At 73.9% G+C, this 19,167-nt stretch carries 20 protein-coding genes; 13 read left to right on the top strand and 7 right to left on the bottom strand.

From position 1 onward, the window contains the following. Window positions 1-11: 11 nt before the first annotated feature. Both ACFYMM_RS18650 and ACFYMM_RS18655 read left to right on the top strand, forming a co-directional pair. Window positions 12-1,226: a sensor histidine kinase gene (locus tag ACFYMM_RS18650; protein WP_388387712.1), complete on the top strand. Its 1,215-nt coding sequence runs from the start codon at window positions 12-14 to the stop codon at window positions 1,224-1,226. Beyond that, entirely contained in the window at window positions 1,223-1,888 is a 666-nt protein-coding gene (locus tag ACFYMM_RS18655; protein ID WP_388387714.1) for a response regulator, read from the top strand. Before ACFYMM_RS18650 ends, ACFYMM_RS18655 begins: the two co-directional genes overlap by 4 nt. Here ACFYMM_RS18655 and ACFYMM_RS18660 read toward each other — a convergent pair. Further along, a complete protein-coding gene (locus ACFYMM_RS18660) occupies window positions 1,849-2,133 on the bottom strand; it encodes a DUF6332 family protein (RefSeq protein WP_388387716.1) in 285 nt (94 codons plus the stop codon). The two genes, ACFYMM_RS18655 and ACFYMM_RS18660, sit on opposite strands and share 40 nt — an antisense overlap. 82 nt (window positions 2,134-2,215) lie before the next feature. Further along, entirely contained in the window at window positions 2,216-3,706 is a 1,491-nt protein-coding gene (locus tag ACFYMM_RS18665) for an MFS transporter (protein WP_388387718.1), read from the bottom strand. Between the two features lie 88 nt (window positions 3,707-3,794). Between ACFYMM_RS18665 and ACFYMM_RS18670 the strand changes: the two genes are divergently transcribed. Next, window positions 3,795-4,187 (top strand): MarR family winged helix-turn-helix transcriptional regulator, encoded by a 393-nt coding sequence (locus ACFYMM_RS18670; RefSeq protein ID WP_388387720.1) that lies wholly within the window; start codon window positions 3,795-3,797, stop codon window positions 4,185-4,187. Between the two features lie 6 nt (window positions 4,188-4,193). Here the strand turns inward: ACFYMM_RS18670 and ACFYMM_RS18675 are convergent, their stop codons facing one another. Then, window positions 4,194-4,940, bottom strand: coding sequence for a maleylpyruvate isomerase family mycothiol-dependent enzyme (locus ACFYMM_RS18675; RefSeq protein WP_388387722.1), 747 nt, complete (start codon window positions 4,938-4,940; stop codon window positions 4,194-4,196). Between the two features lie 114 nt (window positions 4,941-5,054). Here ACFYMM_RS18675 and ACFYMM_RS18680 point away from each other — a divergent pair, with 114 nt between their 5' ends. From ACFYMM_RS18680 to ACFYMM_RS18700, 5 genes are all read left to right on the top strand, one after another. Next, window positions 5,055-5,837 (top strand): hypothetical protein, encoded by a 783-nt coding sequence (locus tag ACFYMM_RS18680; protein ID WP_388387890.1) that lies wholly within the window; start codon window positions 5,055-5,057, stop codon window positions 5,835-5,837. A gap of 76 nt (window positions 5,838-5,913) precedes the next feature. Then, window positions 5,914-9,096: an amidohydrolase family protein gene (locus ACFYMM_RS18685; RefSeq protein ID WP_388387724.1), complete on the top strand. Its 3,183-nt coding sequence runs from the start codon at window positions 5,914-5,916 to the stop codon at window positions 9,094-9,096. A 313-nt stretch (window positions 9,097-9,409) separates the two neighbouring features. Continuing rightward, window positions 9,410-9,805 carry a luciferase family protein gene (locus ACFYMM_RS18690; protein WP_388387726.1) on the top strand — a complete coding sequence of 132 codons (396 nt, stop codon included), beginning with the start codon at window positions 9,410-9,412 and terminating at the stop codon, window positions 9,803-9,805. A gap of 102 nt (window positions 9,806-9,907) precedes the next feature. Then, window positions 9,908-10,789, top strand: a complete 882-nt coding sequence (locus ACFYMM_RS18695; protein ID WP_388387728.1) for an SIS domain-containing protein — start codon at window positions 9,908-9,910, stop codon at window positions 10,787-10,789. A 28-nt stretch (window positions 10,790-10,817) separates the two neighbouring features. After that, entirely contained in the window at window positions 10,818-11,705 is an 888-nt protein-coding gene (locus ACFYMM_RS18700) for a ketose-bisphosphate aldolase (RefSeq protein ID WP_388387730.1), read from the top strand. On the opposite strand, the gene ACFYMM_RS18705 is transcribed toward ACFYMM_RS18700, so the two are convergent. Further along, on the bottom strand, window positions 11,692-12,828 hold the full coding sequence (locus ACFYMM_RS18705; RefSeq protein ID WP_388387732.1) for a methyltransferase: 1,137 nt from the start codon (window positions 12,826-12,828) through the stop codon (window positions 11,692-11,694). The genes ACFYMM_RS18700 and ACFYMM_RS18705 overlap by 14 nt on opposite strands. Window positions 12,829-12,906: 78 nt before the next feature. Here ACFYMM_RS18705 and ACFYMM_RS18710 point away from each other — a divergent pair, with 78 nt between their 5' ends. The 4 genes from ACFYMM_RS18710 (at window position 12,907) to ACFYMM_RS18725 (ending at window position 15,970) form a co-directional block, all read left to right on the top strand. Continuing rightward, the gene (locus ACFYMM_RS18710; protein ID WP_388387734.1) at window positions 12,907-13,557 is read left to right on the top strand and encodes an alpha-ketoglutarate-dependent dioxygenase AlkB family protein; all 651 of its coding nucleotides are present in this window, start codon (window positions 12,907-12,909) and stop codon (window positions 13,555-13,557) included. Between the two features lie 36 nt (window positions 13,558-13,593). Further along, entirely contained in the window at window positions 13,594-14,832 is a 1,239-nt protein-coding gene (locus ACFYMM_RS18715) for an ROK family protein (RefSeq protein ID WP_388387736.1), read from the top strand. Next, window positions 14,829-15,575 (top strand): NUDIX hydrolase, encoded by a 747-nt coding sequence (locus ACFYMM_RS18720; protein ID WP_388387738.1) that lies wholly within the window; start codon window positions 14,829-14,831, stop codon window positions 15,573-15,575. Before ACFYMM_RS18715 ends, ACFYMM_RS18720 begins: the two co-directional genes overlap by 4 nt. A 104-nt stretch (window positions 15,576-15,679) precedes the next feature. Further along, window positions 15,680-15,970, top strand: coding sequence for an SHOCT domain-containing protein (locus tag ACFYMM_RS18725; RefSeq protein ID WP_388387740.1), 291 nt, complete (start codon window positions 15,680-15,682; stop codon window positions 15,968-15,970). 129 nt (window positions 15,971-16,099) lie between these two features. Here ACFYMM_RS18725 and ACFYMM_RS18730 read toward each other — a convergent pair whose 3' ends face one another. Both ACFYMM_RS18730 and ACFYMM_RS18735 read right to left on the bottom strand, forming a co-directional pair. Next, a complete protein-coding gene (locus ACFYMM_RS18730) occupies window positions 16,100-16,651 on the bottom strand; it encodes an ATP-binding protein (protein ID WP_388387742.1) in 552 nt (183 codons plus the stop codon). Between the two features lie 194 nt (window positions 16,652-16,845). Beyond that, entirely contained in the window at window positions 16,846-17,169 is a 324-nt protein-coding gene (locus ACFYMM_RS18735; RefSeq protein ID WP_388387744.1) for a hypothetical protein, read from the bottom strand. 345 nt (window positions 17,170-17,514) lie between these two features. On the opposite strand from ACFYMM_RS18735, the gene ACFYMM_RS18740 reads away from it, so the two are divergent. Beyond that, a complete protein-coding gene (locus ACFYMM_RS18740) occupies window positions 17,515-18,639 on the top strand; it encodes a PLP-dependent cysteine synthase family protein (protein WP_388387747.1) in 1,125 nt (374 codons plus the stop codon). Window positions 18,640-18,652: 13 nt separating this feature from the next. Here ACFYMM_RS18740 and ACFYMM_RS18745 read toward each other — a convergent pair whose 3' ends face one another. Further along, window positions 18,653-19,126, bottom strand: a complete 474-nt coding sequence (locus ACFYMM_RS18745) for an SRPBCC family protein (protein WP_388387749.1) — start codon at window positions 19,124-19,126, stop codon at window positions 18,653-18,655. Window positions 19,127-19,167: the final 41 nt, after the last annotated feature.

Raw genomic sequence — 19,167 nt, forward strand, 5'->3', positions numbered from 1 at the left:
GCGTGGCGGGCATGGAAGAGCCGGGCGGTGCGCGGGAGCGGTGGCGGTACGGTCCCCCGTGGTCGGACCGCCCGGACGGTGCGGGCGGCCACCGCCCGCGCCGTCCCTGGCGGTCCACCGCGCTGCTCACCGCCTTCGTGCTGATCGGCTCGACCTACGCCGCGCACCACCAGCCGCTGCGCGAACCGCTCGACGGCTACGCGCGCGTGCTGATGCTGGTGGCCTCGGCGCTGCTGCTGTGGCGCCACAGCCATCCGGCGCTCGTGGCGTACGGCACCTGCGCCGCCGCCCTGGTCTACCTGGGCGCGGGCTACCCGTACGGGCCCGTCTTCCTGACCGTCGTCGTCGCCTGCTTCGGCGCCGTCGTCGCAGGACACCGCCGGGCCGCCTGGGGCGCCGTCGGCCTGCTGTGGGCCGGGCACGCCCTGATCGGGCTCTGGCTCTACCGCCGGCTGCCGCCCCCCGGCGACAAGGCGGCCGGTATCGGCCAGGAGATCGTCGTCGCCACCTGGGTGCTGGCCGTCCTGGCACTGGCCGAACTGGCCCGGGTGCGGCGCGAGCAGTGGGCCAGGGAGCGGGCCGACCGCGCCCAGGCGGCCCGGCGCCGGGCGGACGCGGAACGCCTGCGCATGGCCCGGGAACTGCACGACGTGCTCGCGCACAGCATCTCCGTCATCAACGTGCAGGCGGGCGTCGGCCTCGCCCTGCTGGACACCGACCCGGAGCAGGCACGGGCCGCGCTCACCACCATCAAGGACGCCAGCAAGGAGGCGCTCGGCGAGGTGCGCCAGGTGCTCGACACCCTGCGCGCGCCCGGTGAGGCCCCGCGCGCCCCGGCACCCGGCCTCGACCGGCTGCCCGAGCTGGTGGAGCAGGCCGCGTCCGCCGGTCTCACCGTCGAGGTCGAGGGCGGGCCGCCGCGCCTGCCGCCCGGCGCCGACCTGGCCGCCTTCCGGATCGTCCAGGAGGCCCTCACCAATGTCGTACGGCACTCCGGTTCGCGCCACGCGCGCGTGCGGCTCGACCACGACCGTGCCGCGCTACGGCTGCGGATCGACGACGACGGCCCGGCGACCGGCGCGGACGCGGGCGGCAGCGGCAACGGGCTGGCCGGAATGCGGGAGCGGGCGGCGGCCCTGGGGGGCACGATCGAGGCGGGACCGCGTCCCGACGGCGGCTTCCGGGTGCTCGCCGTCCTGCCGCTGACGACGGAGGGGGACCAGTGATCCGGGTACTGCTCGCCGACGACCAGTCGCTGGTCCGCGCCGGGTTCCGGGCGCTGCTCGACGCGCAGCCCGACATCGAGGTGGCCGGGGAGGCGGCGGACGGCGAGGAGGCCGTACGCGCGGTGCGCGAACGGGCCCCCGACGTCGTCCTGATGGACATCCGCATGCCGGTCCTTGACGGCCTGGCCGCGACCCGGCGCATCACCGGGGACCCGGAACTGAAGGACGTGAAGGTGGTCATGCTCACCACCTTCGAACTCGACGAGTACGTCTTCGAGGCGATCCGCTCGGGTGCCTCGGGATTCCTGGTGAAGGACACCGAGCCGGACGAACTCCTGCGCGCCGTACGGGCGGTGGTCGGGGGCGACGCGCTGCTGTCCCCGGGCGTCACCCGCCGGCTGATCGCCGAGTTCGCCGCCCGCTCCAAGGAGCCGGCCGCCGCCGACGCCCTCGGCCGGCTCACCGAGCGCGAACGGGAGGTGATGGCGCTGGTCGGCATCGGCCTGTCCAACGAGGAGATCGCCCGCCGCCTGGTGGTCAGCCCGCTCACCGCGAAGACCCACGTCAGCCGCACGATGGTCAAGCTCGGCGCCCGGGACCGGGCCCAGCTCGTGGTCCTCGCCTACGAGTCGGGACTGGTCCGTCCGGGCTGGCTGGGCTGAGCCGCCCGCCGGAAACGCACCAGGACCGCCACGACCCGCGCGACGAAGACCACGAATGCGACCGCCGCCCCCACGCCCAGCAGCACCGCCGACACCGCAGGCGGCGCATCGAAGAGCAGCGCCGGCCCGACGAAGGCCCCGAACACCACGGCCCCCGCGAAGGCGGCGGTCAGCAGCGCGTACCCGAACTCGACCACCGCCGCGTCCTGTTCGGCCTTGTTGCGCCGTCCCCCGTACCCGTCCATACGACGAGTCTCACAGACGTGCGCCCGGCGGGCAATCAACTCCCGCCGGGCACCGGCCCGTAGCGCACCCGCCCGAGGGCCCCTAGTCGCGGACCGCGACCCGCTCCGGCTCGGCCGTCGTCCGCTGCTGCGGCGCGGAGCCGGCGACGACGACCGACGGCCCGCCGCGACGCCCGCGCAGCCCGGTCAGCGTGATCAGCAGCCCGGCGAGGGCGACGCCCGTGACGACCGCGAAACCGGGCCGGTAGCTGTCGAGCACGTCCTGTGGGGTGGCGTGGGCCGGGGCGCCGGCGGTGACCACCGCCGTCACGACCGCCAGGAAGATCGCCCCGCCCACCTGGACCGAGGTGTTGAGCAACCCGGAGACCATGCCCTGCTCGTGGTCCTCGACGCCGTTGGTGGCCTGGATGTTGAGCGAGGGGAAGACCAGCGCGCAGGCCGCGCCGATCAGCAGCATCGAGGGCAGGATGACGGCCGCGTACACCGGGTCGAGGTCCACGCGCAGGAACAGCGCGTACCCGACGACCATCAGCGTGAAGCCGGCCGCGATCAGCCGTCCGGTGCCGAACCGGTCGACGATCGCCCCCACCTTCGTCGAGGACACCGCCACCAGCGCACCGGCGGGCAGGAAGGCGAGCGCGGTGTGCAGCGCCGACCAGCCCAGCAGCGACTGCATGTAAAGGGTCGTCAGGAACTGGAAGCCGACGTACGACCCGAAGAAGGCCACCGCGCCGAGCTGGGCACGGATCTGGCCGCCCGAGCGCAGCACGCCGAGCCGGACCAGCGGGCCCGGCGAGCGCCGCTCGACCAGGACGAACACGGTGAGCAGCACGGCGACGGCCAGGAAGGACAGCAGGGTGCGGGCCGAGGCCCAGCCGGCCTGGGGTGCCTGGACGACGGTGAAGACCAGCAGCAGCATCGACGCGGTGCCGAGGACGGCGCCGGGGATGTCGTACCCGTTGTGGTCGCGTTCGCGCTCGCTGCGCGGCAGCAGCTTCAGGCCGGCCGCCAGCGCGACCAGGGCGATGGGTGCGGGCAGCAGCATGGTGAAGCGCCAGCTGACCTCGGTGAGCAGGCCGGACAGCACCAGGCCCATGGAGAAGCCGGTGGCCGCGCAGGTGGTGTAGATGGACAGCGCCCGGTTGCGCAGCGGGCCCTCCGGGAAGGTCGTGGTGATGATCGACAGGCCGGCGGGCGCGGTGAACGCGGCGCTCAGGCCCTTGATGAAGCGGCTGGCGATCAGCAGCGGCCCGGAGTCGACGAGCCCGCCGAGCAGCGAGGCGAGCGCGAAGACGCCCAGCGCCACCAGGAACACCTGGCGGCGGCCGAGCAGGTCGGCGGTGCGTCCGCCGAGCAGCAGCAGCCCGCCGTAACCCAGGATGTAGCCGCTGACGATCCACTGCAGGGTCGAGGTGGACAGCTGGAGGTCGGAGCCGATGGACGGCAGGGCGACGCCGACCATCGAGACGTCGAGCGCGTCCAGGAACATGGCGGCGCACAGCACCAGCAGGGTGCCCCACAGCCGGGGGGTCCAGCGCCCCTGGGACGGGGAAGGGGTGAGCGGAGAGGTCATGCCGAAGAAACTACTACATGCACATGCATGAGATGCAAGCTCATTTAATTCCGACGCAATAAATTCGTTTCTCTGCTACGGTGCGTCCATGGCGGCGAAGAAGGCCGAACAGGCGCTCGTGGACCAGTGGCGGGACATCCTGGCGCTGCACGCCCGCACCCAGTGCGAGCTGGACCGGGCCCTGCACCAGCACGGCCTGTGCGCCAGCGACTTCGAGGTGCTCGACCTGCTCGCCGAGGGCTCGGCGGCGGACGGCGGCTGCGCCTATCGCGTGCAGGAGATCTCGGAACGTGTCCACCTCAGCCAGAGCGCGCTGTCCCGGCTGATCGGCCGCCTGGAGAAGGACGGCCTGGTCGAGCGCGCCATGTGCGCGGAGGACCGGCGGGGCGTGCGGGTGGCGCTGACCGGGAAGGGGCGCGCGCTGCACGGCGAGGTACGGCCGGTGCAGCGCGCGGTACTGACCCGGATGCTGGCGGACTGACCGGCCTCAGACCCCGGACGTCTCGCGCCACAGGTCGGCCAGCGCCGGGTCGCCGGTCACCCTCGGCAGCGGCTCCCGGTTCCACAGGGCGAGGTACAACCGGTCGGCCGGACCGGCGAGTTCGACCTCGGCCTCGTCCGACGTACCCCGGGTGGCCACGAGCGGCTCGTCCGACAGCCGTACGGTCCACACCGCGTCCCCGTCCCCGTCCGCCCCGAGCGCGCGCACCCGCAGCACGCGCGGCCGCTCCGTGCGGACCCGGCTCTTGGGGCGGGCATGGAAACCGAGCAGCAACTCGTCGATGCCGTCCACCGCGAAGTCCGGGTCGATCGCGGACGCCGCGCCGCCCCGCGCCGACTCGGCGTCGTAGCGGTGGACGGTGGTCTCGTGGGCCTGCCGGCGGGTCCAGAAGGCCAGCGGCGAGGGGGAGGGCGCCGGCAGGAAGGTCCAGCACTCCACGTCGGCCGGCGCGGCGGCCAGGGTGTCGACGAGCCGGCGGTGGCTGTCCCGGTACCAGCTCACCAGCTCCGGGCCGTCCAGCTCGGGCGGATCCCCCAGGGGACGCGGAGCGGTGAGCCCCTCGGCGACGAACCCGGCCGCCCAGCGGTGCACCGCGCCGGTGTGCCGCAGCAGATCGCGCACCCGCCAGTCCGGGCAGGTCGGAACCCTGGCCCCGGTCCCCGCCGCATCGGCGGCAGCGGCCAGCAAGGCGCCTTCGCGGTCCAGGGTCTCAAGGAATTCGGCAGTCTTCATGCAGGGGAGTGTGCCGGACGGAGGGCGGTCGAGGCGGCCCCATTTCGGCTCGGGCGGCTCTGTGACAGCCGTGGCGGATGTTGCAGACTGACCCCCATGACCCCCATGACCCCCATGACCCCCATGAGGAAGGCCGCCGCCGCGCTGTTATCCGTAGCCGCGGTGCTGCTCGCCGTACCCCCCACCGCCTCGGCCACCCCGCTCCCGCACCACACCTTCGTACGGGAGAACTTCGACCGGCTGCCCCTCGGGCCGGTCACCGCGGGCCGCGGCTGGACCACCGACACCTCCGACGGTTCGCTGACCATCGAGCCCAGCACCACCGGCCACGGCCGCGAACTGCGCCTCCACACCGAGGGCAACGGACGTGCCTTCCTCGTGCTGCCCGGCCCGGCACCGGCCGGCAACAGTCTCTGGGCCCGGCTGCGGCTGAACGTGGGGCGGTTCCCGACGGCACCCGACTGGGCGCACTGGACCATCGCGGAGGCCTCCGGCTCCGACGCCCCCACACTGGTACGCCCCCTGGGCGGTCAGTACGTTCCCACCTCGCAGGGCAATTTCTGGGGCGTCGGCTCCGACCTCGGACCCACCGGCGACTGGACCGCCTGGCGGACCTCCGCTCCCGCCACGGCCGCGACCTGGCAGTGCGTCGAATTCCACCTCGACGCGACCGACAACCGCGTCACCGTCTACCTGGACGGCGCCGAGCGGTCCGAGCTGACCGTCTCCACGAAGGAACACGGCGGCACGGCGGACGACTTCGTCTTCCCGCGCTTCGACCGGCTCAAGCTCGGATGGCAGCTGTACCAGGCCGGCCCCACGCCCTCGTCGTACGACGTCCGCATGGACGACGTGGCGCTGAGCGACCGTCGCGTGGGCGGCTGCGACGACAAGTAGCCTCGTGTGAACGGCAACTGACGACACGTCGGCGGATCTTGAGGCCGGGGCGGTCGGTGCGCCAGGGTGTACTGCCATGGACCGTGACCGGCGCAACTCCTTCCGTCCCACCCGCCGTCAACTCCTCGTCGCGGCAGGCGCCGTGCCCCTGGTGGGTGCGGCTCCCGCGGCGGTGGCCCGACCAGACACCGGCTCGCCCACCCTGACGTTCACCCGCGCCACCAACGGCGCGGCGACCCTCGCCCCCGCCGGTGACCGGCTGGTCGCCGAGGTGCAGGGCACCCTGTGGTCACTGCCCCGCACCGGCGGCCCGGCCCGCGCCCTGACCCCGGCGGACCTCGAACCGGGCCGGCCCACCCACTCCCCGGACGGCGGACTCATCGCCTTCTGCGCCTACCGGGGCGGCGGATTCCACCTCTGGACCGCGCGCCCCGACGGCTCCGGCCTGCGGCAGCGCACCGACGGCCCCTGGGACGACCGCGGCCCGGCCTGGTCCCCCGACGGGACCCGGCTCGCCTTCTCCTCCGAACGCGGCGGCGACCCCGTCGCGGGCACCCCGTACCGCATCCACGTCCTCGACCTGCGCACCGGCCGGATCACCCGCGTCACCGGTCTCACCGGCCAGGACGGCCCGCTGCAGGACGGCCCCTGGGAGGACTTCGACCCCACCTGGTCACCGGACGGCACCCGCATCCTGTTCGTCCGCGCGAAGACGGTCAGCACCCCCCAGGGCGTCGGCCTGGAGGCCCGCACCATCGCCGCCGTCCCCGCGGACGGCGCCGGCCCGGTCGCCGTACGGCACACCGAGACCGAGGCCGCACAGGTGATGACACCCGCCCTCGCCGCCGACGGCCGCCTGGCCCATCTGCGCACCACCGCCTCCCCGGACGCCTCCTGCACCCTCGTCGTCGACGGCCGCGCCGTCCCCGTCGCCGGGGACATCGCCCCGGTGCCGCCCCGCTGGACACCGGCCGGGCAGCTGCTCCTGACGCTCGACGGCGCCTTCACCCTCGTACGGCCGGACAGCCCCCGGCAGCGGGAGACCATCCCCTTCCGGGGTGTGCTTCCCGTACGGCGGCCGCGCTACCGGACCAAGGCGTACGACCTCGGCGAGGCCCGCACCCGTCCGGTGCGCGGCGTCCATCTGCCCGCGCTCTCGCCCGACGGCAGGCAGATCGCCTTCGCCGCCCTCAACTCCCTCTGGCTCGCCGGAAGTTCCGGCGGACGGCCACCCCGGCGACTGGGCACGGCGCACCCCACCCGGTACCTGCTCGCACCCGCCTGGGCACCCGACGGGCGCTCGCTCCTGTACGCCGACGACCGCGACGGACTCCTGGGCGTGTACCGGCACGACCTCGCCACCGGCGAGGAGACCGCCCTCGCGACCGGCGGCCGGGTGCACCCGGCGCTGTCGCCCGACGGGCAGCGGCTGGCCTGCCTCGACCTGACCGGACGGCTCCTCGTCCGCGACCTGGCGTCCGGCGCGGAACGCGTCCTGGCGACCGCCCTCGGCGGCGGCGGACTGCCCGGCCGCCCGAGCTGGTCGCCCGACGGCCGTCATCTCGCCCTGTGCGACCGCAACCGCCTCAACGCGCGCTTCCGGGAGGGCTACAACGTCATCCGGATCGTCGACACCACGACCGGCGCCGACCGCCTCCACCCGGTGGCCCCCCACACGTCGATCGCCGACCGGTACGGCTCCGGGCCCGTCTGGTCGCCCGACGGCCGCCGGATGGCGGTGATCGTCGAGTCGGCGCTGTGCCTGCTGCCCGTCGACCCCGACGGCACCCCGCGCGGCGACCTGCGCACCCTCACCGACGAACCCGCCGACCACCCCTCCTGGTCCGCCGACTCGACGACCCTGCTGTACCTGTCCGGCAGCCGGCTGCGGCTCCTCGGCGTCGACGGCGGCACCGCCCGCACCGTCCGCGTCCCCCTCGACGCGGCCGGTCCCGCCCCCGCCGACGTGGTGGTGCACGCCGGACGCCTGTGGGACGGCACGGGCGAGACCACCCGCGACGACGTGGACATCCTGGTGCGCGGCGGACGCATCGCGGCCGTGGAGCCGCACCGCGCGACCGGCCGCGCCGGCGTCCGCCGGATCGACGCCTCGGCCCGGACCGTCATCCCGGGCCTGTGGGACACCCACACCCACCCGTGGCAGAGCACCTACGGCGGACGCCAGACCGTCGGCCAGCTCACCTACGGCATCACCACGGCCGTCTCCCTCGGCGGGTTCGCCCACGAACAGGCCCGCATCCGCGAGGCGGTGGCCGCCGGACAGCTCGCCGGGCCCCGGCTGCTGACCACCGGCGAACTCCTCGACGGAGCACGGGTCGCGTACAGCATGGGCCGCGCCCACCGCACCCGGCCGGGCCTGCGCCGCTCCCTGGCGCGCGGGGCGGCCCTGGACTGGGACTTCGTCAAGACGTACGTGCGGGCGCCCGGCTGGGTCATGGAGGAAGCCGCACGCTTCGCCCACGACCGCCTCGGCGTACGCGCCGGCAGCCATCTGCTCTCGCCCGGCGTCCAGCTCGGCCAGGACCTGACGACCCATCTGCAGGCCACCCAGCGGGCCGAGTTCGGTCACGCGGTCACCGCCACGGGCCACGCCTACCAGGACGTGGTGGAGATCTACACCGCGCGCGGAGCGCGCTTCCACATGATCGCCACCCCCTTCACGGCCATCCCCCTGATCGGTGCGGACCCCACCCTCGCCGACGACTCCCGGGTCACCGTCGTCATGCCTCCCTGGGACACCGCCGCCGTACGCCAGTACGCCGCCGCCGCGCCCGCACCCGCCCAACTCGCCACCCTGCACACCGAGATCGACGTGTACCGGCGCATCCTGGCGGCCGGCGGGCTCGTGGCGCTCGGCACGGACCAGCCGCTGGTGCCCGTGGGCCTCGCCCTGCACATGGGGCTGCGCGCCCTGCACCAAGGCGGTCTGTCCCCGGCGCAGGCCCTGCGCACCGCGACCGTGCTGCCCGCCCGGCTCTTCGGCCTCGACCACGACCTCGGCACGGTCGAGGAGAGCAGGCTGGCCGATCTGACCGTCGTCGACGGCGACCCGTTCACCGACTTCTCCACCCTCGTCCGCACCGTCTCGGTACTCAGAGGCGGAGTGCCCTACAGCACCGAGGAGTTGGTCGCGGCCTTCGAGCCGTCGGCCCGGCGCACGGTGGCGGCCGAGGACGACTGGCTCGGCATCGGACGCCTGATGCGGCGGGACGGATGCTGCGACGGCCACGGAAACTAGTGCCGCAACAGGCGACGTTCGCCCCGTCGCGACGCCCGGCACGCGCCCCCGCTCTCGAACCGGCTTCGCCGCCTCGGGCGGGGGGACCCCCTTCGCCGCACCGGGCACGGGCCCAAGTACGTCCAGTACGAGGGCCCGCACCCGGCACTCCCCCCAGCCTCCGGCCGGGGGGACACCCAGAGCACGCACCGGACGCCGCTCCTTGACGGGCAGACGTTGCCTGCCGCGGCACCAGCGCCGCACCGGGCGAACAGGTTGGTTAATGCTTGTTCACGATCTGGTTGCGAGGGGGTGAGCGCGTCATGATGGGCCCATGACGTTGGCCTCGCGCGCACTCGCGCAACTGGCGACCTGGCCGGACCTGAGCCGAACCGTCCCGAGCTGCGGCCTGGGACGGGCGGTCGCCTCGGCGCAGGGCGAGATCGCCCACTTCCACTCGGAACGCGATGTCGACCTGCGCCTGACCGACCGGGCCGTCCGGCACTTCGCCAAGGACCTCAGGGGTTCCGGCGCGATCAGGATCGTGCCCGGCTCGCAGTGGGTGACCATACGCCTCGACGCCGCGAGCGACGTCGACCTGCTGCTGACCCTGGTGAGCGTGGCCCTCCAGGCGCGGCAGACCTGGCCCGACCCGGTGGGCCGGCCCGTGTTCGGCTGCAACGACCAGCGCGGGACCGGATTCGTACGGGCGGTCCCCGGCTGGATCTGACGCGACCCCGCCCACCGGAGGGGCGTGCTTGATTCTGCTCGAATGCGCGCTATACGTTGCACGAACGAGCAGGCAGGCGCGAGCGGAGCGGGGCGGTGCGTCATGAGCCACGTCGAGGACGAGCTGAACAGCCAGCCCGAGTGCTGGACCCGGGCCGCCGAGGAGACCGGGCGGCACGCCGGGGCGCTGCCGGCGCCGGGGGAGCGGGTGGCGCTGGTGGGGTGCGGGACCTCGTACTTCATGGCCCAGGCGGCGGCCGCCCTGCGGGAGAGCGCCGGACAGGGCGAGACCGACGCGTTCGCCGCCTCCGAGTTCCCGCACGGGCGGCCCTACGACCGTGTCCTGGCCCTGACCCGCTCCGGAACCACCACGGAAGTACTCGACCTGCTGCGGCGGTTGCGGGGCACCACCCGGACCACCGCAGTCACCGCCGACCCGGACACTCCCGTGACGGCCGCCGCCGACGAGATCGTCGTCCTGGACTTCGCCGACGAACGCTCCGTCGTGCAGACCCGCTTCGCCACCACCGCGCTCACCGTCCTGCGCACCCACCTCGGCCTGCACACCGACACCGTGGTGACCGACGCCCGTACTGCCCTGTCGACCGCCCTGCCCGCCGGGCTCGTCGAGTGCGCGCAGTTCACGTTCCTCGGGCGCGGCTGGAGCGTCGGACTCGCCAACGAGGCCGGACTGAAGATGCGCGAGGCCGCCCTGTCCTGGACCGAGGCCTACCCGGCGATGGAGTACCGGCACGGGCCCATCAGCGTCACCACCCGGGGAACGGCCACCTGGATGCTCGGCACCGCACCCGACGGACTCGCCGAACAGGTGCGCGGCACCGGCGGACTGTGGATCGAGGGCACCCTCGACCCGCTCGCCGAACTCGTCCGCGTCCAGCGCCTCGCGGTCGCTGTCGCCGCCGCCCGCGGCCTCGACCCGGACCGCCCGCGCCACCTCACCCGCTCCGTCATCCTCGCCCCCTGACCGGCACCCCGGAAGAAGGAGCACGGCCGTGTCCCTCGCGACCACCGGCGAGCTGGTCACCCGCGCCGCCGCGGCACACTCCGCGGTCGCCGCGTTCAACATCATCACCCTGGAGCACGTGGAGGCGGTCATCGCCGGCGCCGAGTCGGCCGCCGCACCCGTCGTCCTCCAGGTCAGCGAGAACGCCGTCAGGTTCCGCTACGGACGGCTGCTGCCCCTGGCCCGCGCGGCCGTCACCGCCGCCGAGCGCGCCGCCGTACCGGTCGCCCTGCACCTCGACCACGTACAGAGCGACGAGCTGCTGCGCCAGGCGCCCGGCGCAGGTTTCAGCTCGGTCATGTTCGACGCGGCACGCCTGCCCTACGCCGAGAACCTCGCCGCCACCCGGACCGCCGCCGACTGGGCGCACGGCCAAGGGATGTGGATCGAGGCCGAGTTGGGGGAGATCGGCGGCAAGGACGGGCGGGCCCCGCTGGATGCCCACGCGCCGGGCGCCCGCACCGACCCCGGCGAGGCCCGCGCCTTCGTCGCCGACACCGGCGTGGACGCCCTGGCCGTGGCCGTCGGCAGCGCGCACGCGATGACCCGGCGCACCGCCACCCTCGACCACGGCCTCCTCGAACGGCTGTCGGCCGCGCTGCCCGTCCCGCTCGTCCTGCACGGCTCCTCCGGAGTGCCCGACGACGGACTGGTCCGGGCGGTCGCGCGCGGCATCACCAAGGTCAACGTCGGCACCGCGCTCAACGCGGCGATGACCCGCGCGATCCGCGACTTCCTCGCCGCCCACCCCGAGGCCGTCGACTCGCGCAAATACCTCGGCGTGGGCCGGGAGGCCATGGCCCGCGAGGTCGCCCGGATCATCGGCGTCCTCGGCGCCGGCCGATCCTCCCCGACGGCGCCGGCTAATCCTTCCTGACGGCCTTCAGCACCACGAACTTCGGGTCGCTCGCCACCAGCCGGCTGTTGCCGAACAGCCGGCGCAGCTTCACGTGGTAGCCCAGGTGCCGGTTGCCGATCACCCACAGCTCACCGCCCGGCCTGAGCGCACGTCTGGCGCCGGCGAACATCCGCCAGGCCGTCGCGTCGGTCGTCGCCTGGTGGGAGTGGAACGGCGGATTGTTCAGGACGACGTCGACGCTGCCGGCCGCGACCCCGGCCAGCCCGTCGCCGACCCGGAACTCCGCGTGCCCGGGCACCCCGTTGGCCTTGTACGTGGCCTCCGCCGAGGCCACCGCCTGGAACGACTCGTCCACGAACAGGACCTCGGTCCGCGGATCGGCCAGCGCCACCGCCGTACCGACCACGCCGTTGCCACACCCCAGGTCCACCACCCGCCCGGCACCCCGGCCGGCCGGCAGGTGCTGGAGCAGGAACCGGGTGCCGATGTCGAGGCGGTCGGCGCAGAACACCCCCGCGTGGTTGACGACGGTCCGCCCGGACACCGCGCCGACGCCGTCGGGCAGGACGTAGCTGTACGGCCACGGGTTGGCGGGCCGCTCGAGCGACGGGTCCGGAGCACAGAGGACCAGCCGGGCCTTCTGCTCGGCCAGCGAGGTCCGGGTCGGCCCGAGGATCCGCTCGAACAGCTCCAGCGTCGAGGTGTGGATCTCCTTCACCATTCCGGTGCCGACCACGACCGTGCCCTCGTGCACGGCGGGCGCCAGCCGCAGCAGCTGGTCCTCCAGCAGCGCCAGGCTCTTCGGCACCCGCACGAGCAGCACGTCCACCCGGTCGGGCGGCGGGTCCTGCGTGGTGAGCAGGGACACGGCACCGGGCTCCACGCCGGCCCGAGCGAGGTTCGCCCGGGTCGCCTCCTGGGTGAGGAAGGAGTCGGTGATCTGTACCGGCCGGTGCTCCGCCAGTGCCGTCACCAGCGCGCCCCAGCGGTCCCCGACGACCACGACGGTCCCGGACAGCGCGACGCCCTCGCGGGCCAGGTGCCGCAGCAGATACGCGTCGGAGGCGTCCCAGGCTCGCAGCCGGTCGCGCGGATCCTCGGGAAAGCGGGACAGCTCGAAGTCGCCCCACGCAGTCGTCATACGGTCGCTCATCGTGCGTCCAGGCTAGCCGAGCCGCAGATCAGGACCGCCCGGTGCCGGTCGGGCAGGATGGGGAGCATGGACGCGGAGCTGTTTCCCCGGGAGCGCACGCAGGTCGTCCCGGGCGCCGTGCACGTCCCGGACTGGCTGGACGAACGGGCCCAGCGCGAGCTGCTCACCGCCTGCCGCCGGTGGGCCCGGCCACCGGCCGGCCTGCGCACGGTCCGCGTCCCGGGCGGCGGTACGATGACCGCCCGCCAGGTCTGCCTCGGCCGGCACTGGTACCCGTACGGCTACGCCCGCACCGTCGTCGACGGCGACGGCGCCCCCGTGAAGCCCTTCCCCGAGTGGCTGGACGAACTGGGCCGCCGCGCGGTGGCCGACGCGCTCGGCCCGCGGGCGGTGACGACCGCCTCGTACGACATCGCACTCGTCAACTTCTATGACGCCGACGCCCGCATGGGCATGCACCGCGACAGCGACGAGAAGTCCGACGCGCCGGTGGTGTCGCTGAGCCTGGGAGACAGCTGCGTCTTCCGCTTCGGCAACACGGAGACCCGCGCCAGGCCCTACACGGACGTGCGGCTGCTCAGCGGCGACCTGTTCGTCTTCGGCGGCCCCGCCCGGCAGGCGTACCACGGCGTACCCCGGGTGCACCCGGGGACGGCACCGGCCGCACTGGGGCTGACCGGGCGGCTGAACATCACACTGAGGGTCAGCGGACTGTAGACCGGCGGGTCAGCCGATCATGGGAGACTCGCCCTCATGAGCGGCAAGGCGGACCCCCGCGCGGCGGGGGATGGGACCACCTCGAGGACGCGGCTGGACCGGGGGCGAGGCGCGCTCGGGCCCGCGTTGGAGCTGGTGCACACCGGGCGGGCGCCGACCCGGGCCGTGCTCACCGCCGAACTCGGCGTCACCCGGGCGACCGCCGGTGCCGTCGCCGCCGAGCTGGAGGCGCTGGGCCTGATCCGGGTCGACGCCCGGCCGGGGGCCGCGGCCGGCTCCCAGGGACGGCCCTCGCACCGGCTGGAGGTCGCCGAGGACGGGCCCGTGGTACTCGCCGCGCAGGTCCACGCCGACGGATTCCGGGCGGCGCTGGTCGGCCTCGGCGGACGGATCGTGGCGACCGCGCCGGGCTGCGAGACCGTCGACGCCGATCCGGCGAAGGTCCTGGGATCCGTGGTGGAGGCCGGTGCCGAACTGCTGCGCCGGACCGGCCGGCGCTGCGTCGGGGCCGGTCTGGCCGTGCCGTCCGCCGTCGCCGAGCCCGACGGACTGGCCCTCAACCCGTTGCACCTGGCCTGGCCGGTGGGCGCGCCGGTCCGCCGTATCTTCGCCGAGTGCGTGCGCGCGGCCCGGATCACCGGCCCGGCGTTCGCGGGCAACGATGTCAACCTCGCCGCGCTCGCCGAGCACCGGCACGGCGCGGGCCGGGGCGCCCGCGACCTGCTGTGCGTGGCCACCGGGCACCGTGGGGTGGGCGGGGCGCTGGTCCTCGACGGGCGCCTGCACACGGGCAGTTCGGGCCTGGCCCTGGAGGTCGGCCACCTGACCGTCAACCCGGAGGGCCGGCCCTGCCACTGCGGCGGCCGGGGCTGTCTGGACGTCGAGGCGGATCCGCTGGCCCTGCTCATGGAGGCGGGGCGCGCACCGGGCCCCGAGGTGTCGCTGCTGCAGCAGGCCATCGACCTGATCCGGCACCACTACGCCGATCCGACCGTGCGCACGGCGACCGAGGCCCTGATCGACCGCCTCGGTCTCGGGCTGGCCGGACTGGTCAACATCCTCAACCCCGACCGGATCGTCCTCGGCGGTCTGCACCGGACCCTGCTCGACGCCGACCCCGGACGGCTGCGCGCGGTGGTCGCCGACCGCAGCCTGTGGGGGCAGAGCGGCGGCGTGCCCATCCTGCCCTGCTCCCTGGACCACAACAGCCTGGTCGGCGCGGCGGAGCTGGCCTGGCAGCCGGTGCTCGACGACCCCCTGGGAGCACTGCGGTGACGGCTCGCGCCGCCGACTTCCTGCCCGCCCGCCGTATCCGGCTCGTCGAGACGCCGGCGCCCGTACTCTCCCCGGAGCAGCGTGCGGCGATGGATCACGCCTGGGACGTGACGGTCCGCGCCAACCCGGCCTTCTTCGACGGCCCCGTGGCCGCGCTCACCGGAGTCGGGTGGCGGGACGGAGGGCACGACCTGGTCCTGTCCTGGGCCCGCGCGACCTACCGCTTCCGGGCACTGCGCCGGGTCCCGGGCGCTCCGCCCCTGGCCTCCCTCTTCGTCACCGTCCTCCAGCCGGCCGACGACGGCCGTCTGCTGGTCGGCCGGACGGGCCGCTCGACCGCCTCCCCGGGGCGCTGGCAGCTGCCCGGCGGAACGGTCGAACCCCCCGATGCGGATGCCGAGTCGGACATCTCGTGGCTTCGCCGGCATGCGGCCCGGGAACTGGCCGAGGAGACCGGTTCCGACACGGCTCCGGAGGCGCTGGCCCTGTGGCGGGCCACCCGGGGCGCCAACGGCTCCGTCGGCGTCCACTTCCTCGCTCCGCCCCGGCCGGCGGCCCAACTGCGCGAGCGGTACGAGGCGTTGGTCGCGGCGGAGACGGCCCGGGGTGTCGAACCGGAGCTGGACAGGATCGAGCTGGTCGGCTCGACGGGCGGACCTGCGGCCCTCGAAGGTCCGCAGGCGGACTATCTGCGTCCGGTGGTGGACCACTACGGGCGCACGGCGTCCCCGCGTACTCCCTAGGAGGTACGTCCACTGCCGCCGGCCGTACGACGACCCGGACCCCTCCCAGGAGCCAGTCTCGAGACAGCAGACCGAGATGCTTCGGACGAGGGAGACGAACCGAGATGCAGACCCTGGCGAACTGGGACGGCGGGCCCGGCCCGTGGATCCTTTTCTTCCCGCTCATCTGGGCGGCCGTGGTGATCGGCGCCGTGACCTTCCTGCGCCGCACCGTCCGGCGCGGACGCGGTGGCCCCTGGCGCCCGGTGGACGGCGGACGCCCGGCGGGCGACTCACCGCTCGCGGTCCTCGGCCGGCGCTTCGCCTCCGGCGAGATCGACGAGGACGAGTACTGGCGCCGGCTGTCGGTCCTGGCGGAACAGTTCGGCCGCCCCGGCAGGACCAGCACGGCCTGAACCCCGCGACAGCACCGCCCGTAGCCGGAAGGGAGACGGGCGGCGGGCGCCCCGCGATTGGCGTGAGGCGCCCGTGGCCGGGCCGGAGGGGCTTGCGCCGGTCGTGCCGGACGGCAGGTCACCGCCCGGTCAGCCGGGAACGGTCGACCGGGCGGGAGCGGGTGCCGGGGCCGGGGTTCGGGCCATGACGGGCTCGACCTCGACGAACTGGCGTACCGGCCGGCGGTCCAGGAGGCGCGGCAGACGGGCGGTCGGCTTCGGCGCCGCCGACGGCGCGGGCAGCGTGAACCACACGACCTTGCCCTGCTCACCGTCCGGCCGGGCTCCCCAGCTCTCGCTCATCGCCGCCACCATCGCCAGACCACGGCCGCAGGTGGCCAGCGGCGCGATGTCCGACGCCGCCGACACCTCCGCGACCACGGGCAGGCGTGGATCGTGGTCGTGCACCGAGACGGTGAGCCTGTCCAGCAGCAGTTCCAACTCGACGGTGCACAGCTTGTCGGGCTCGGCGTGCCGGTGGACGTTGCTCAACAGCTCCGTCACACCGAGCGCGGCCCGGTCGATCAACGGGTCCAGATGCCAGTAGCGCAACTGCGCAGATACGATTCTGCGGACCTGGCCGATCCGCGACGGCAGGGCTTGGAGCTCCACCGTGCAGTGCCTGTTCGGGTGACTGATCACGGCTGCGACTCCCCGATGTGAGGCCCGGAGGAAACCGGAAGAACACGGAGAACGGATCCAGCAGGGTGCTTGCGTCCAAACATCCGCCTGCTGTCGTGGCCGGCGGGCTGGTTCGCAGCGTTATCGCCGGTAAACCCAGAGTGACGTGAGACCAGAGTGACGCAGGGGTTGCGGTCCCGCAACTCGCGCACGCGTCAGCCGCCACGCCCGGCGGCCCGGCGCACCGCCTCGATGAACCGGCGTGCGGCGGGCGGCCCGGGCTCGCCCGGGGCGGGATCCTGCTCGCCCAGGGTCAGCAGGTACCGGTTTCCGTTGAGGTCGGCCATCGCCCGGTCGTCCGGGGCGAACCAGGGCCTGGAGGCACGTACCGCCTGCACCGGCGCGCTGTCGATCTCGCTGCCGTAGCTGGTGAGCAACTCCAGCCTGCCGTCGTTGATCCGGACCTGTCCGGCCCGGGTCAGCGACCGCAGCCGCTTCCCGATCCGCACGCCCGTGGCCGTGAACTCCGGCTCCGCCATCCTTCCCCGCCCCCTTGTGCGTGTCGGCCGCCGCACCCGTGCCCGCGCGGGCCCGTCCGGCGTGTCGTCGTGATCCAGTGTGCGCCCCCGTCCGGGACGGTCGTCCCGTCCGGTGCAGTCTGCCCGGCCTCGGCGGGGAGCACCAGTACGCCCGGGCCGCGGGCGGCCGGCGCCCGGAGCACTCGCCCGAATGCGCCCCCGCGGGGTTCGCACGGCCGTGCCCCAGGGTGTCTTTGGCTGCCTCAAAGATGCGTTTATGCAGGTGGGAAGTGGTGTGAAAGGTGCATATGATCGAGGTGCCGACCACGTGAGGCGGCGTTGGCGTACCGCGTAAGGAGCCCCGCCGTGAGCACCACCCCACAGATCCGCACCGGCGCCACCCTTGACGTCGACCACAGTGACGCCACCTATCGCGACTGGCTGAAAGAAGCCGTCCGCAAGGTGCAGGCGGACGCCAACCGCTCGGCGGACACGCACCTGCTGCGCTTCCCGCTGCCCGAGCGGTGGGGCATCGACCTGTACCTCAAGGACGAGTCGACCCACCCGACCGGCAGCCTCAAGCACCGGCTCGCCCGCTCGCTCTTCCTCTACGGACTGTGCAATGGCTGGATCCGGCCGGACCGCCCGGTGATCGAGGCGTCCAGCGGCTCGACGGCCGTCTCCGAGGCCTACTTCGCGAAGCTGATCGGCGTGCCCTTCATCGCGGTCATGCCGCGCACGACGAGTGCCGAGAAGTGCCGCCTGATCGAGTTCCACGGCGGCCGGTGCCACTTCGTGGACGACTCCCGCCGTATGTACGAGGAGTCCGCCCGTCTCGCGGTGGAGACCGGCGGCCACTACATGGACCAGTTCACCTACGCCGAACGGGCCACGGACTGGCGTGGCAACAACAACATCGCCGAATCCATCTTCCGGCAGCTGGAGTTGGAGCGGTTCCCGGAGCCGGCGTGGATCGTGGCGACGGCGGGCACCGGCGGCACCTCGGCGACCCTCGCGCGCTACGTCCACTACATGCAATATGACACCCGCATTTGTGTCGCCGATCCGGAGAACTCGTGTTTCTTCGAGGGCTGGACCACCGGCGATCCGGACGTCGGCTGCGACTGCGGCTCCCGCATCGAGGGAATCGGCCGCCCGCGCATGGAGCCCAGTTTCGTGCCCGGTGCCATCGACCGGATGATGAAGGTCCCGGACGCGGCCAGCGTCGCCGCCGTACGGGCCCTGGAGCGGGTCATCGGCCGCAAGGCGGGCGGCTCCACGGGTACCGGCCTGTGGAGTTCCCTGAAGATCGTCTCCGAGATGGTGGCCGAGCGCCGTACGGGCAGCGTCGTCACCCTGCTGTGCGACCCGGGGGACCGCTACCTCGACAAGTACTACTCGGACGCCTGGCTGGCGGAGCAGGACCTGGACATCGCGCCGTACACGGCCGCGATCGAGACGCTGCTGGCGACGGGGGTGTGGCCGGACTGAGCGGCCGGCCCGGTCAGACCGGCCGCCGCTCCAGCCGCCCGTCGAGCGCCCGGACCGCCTCCCGGACCGCCCGGCCCACACCCGGCCGGCTCAGCCGGCACACCGCGCGGAACAGGGCCGTTCCGTCGAGGGCGAAGGTCATCCGGAGCCGGGTCCCGGCGCCCGCCGGAGCGAGCCGCCACTCCTCGATCCAGGCGCGGGCGCCCGGCACGTCGATCGTGTCGACCCGGTAGGCGTACAGCTCGGGCGCCCGCGCCGCCAGCACCGACTCCGTCGCACGAGTGCCGCTGCGCAGCCGTACCTCCCGGCCGCCCTCGGTGGGCCGGATCGAGGCCACCGCCGAGAACCACTCCGGCCAGCCCGAGAGGTCCTCGGCGAGGGCGTGGAACACCGCATCGGGAGTCGCGGCCATGTCCTGGGTGAACACCAGCCGTACGGGCGCGGTCCCGACGAAGTCGAGCCCCACCGGGCGCAGACGCTGAACCATCGACGACGAAACCCCCCTCGACCCGTGGACGGCTCAGCTTA

It is taken from the genome of Streptomyces sp. NPDC006739 (genome assembly GCF_042869815.1).
Lineage (GTDB): Bacteria > Actinomycetota > Actinomycetes > Streptomycetales > Streptomycetaceae > Streptomyces.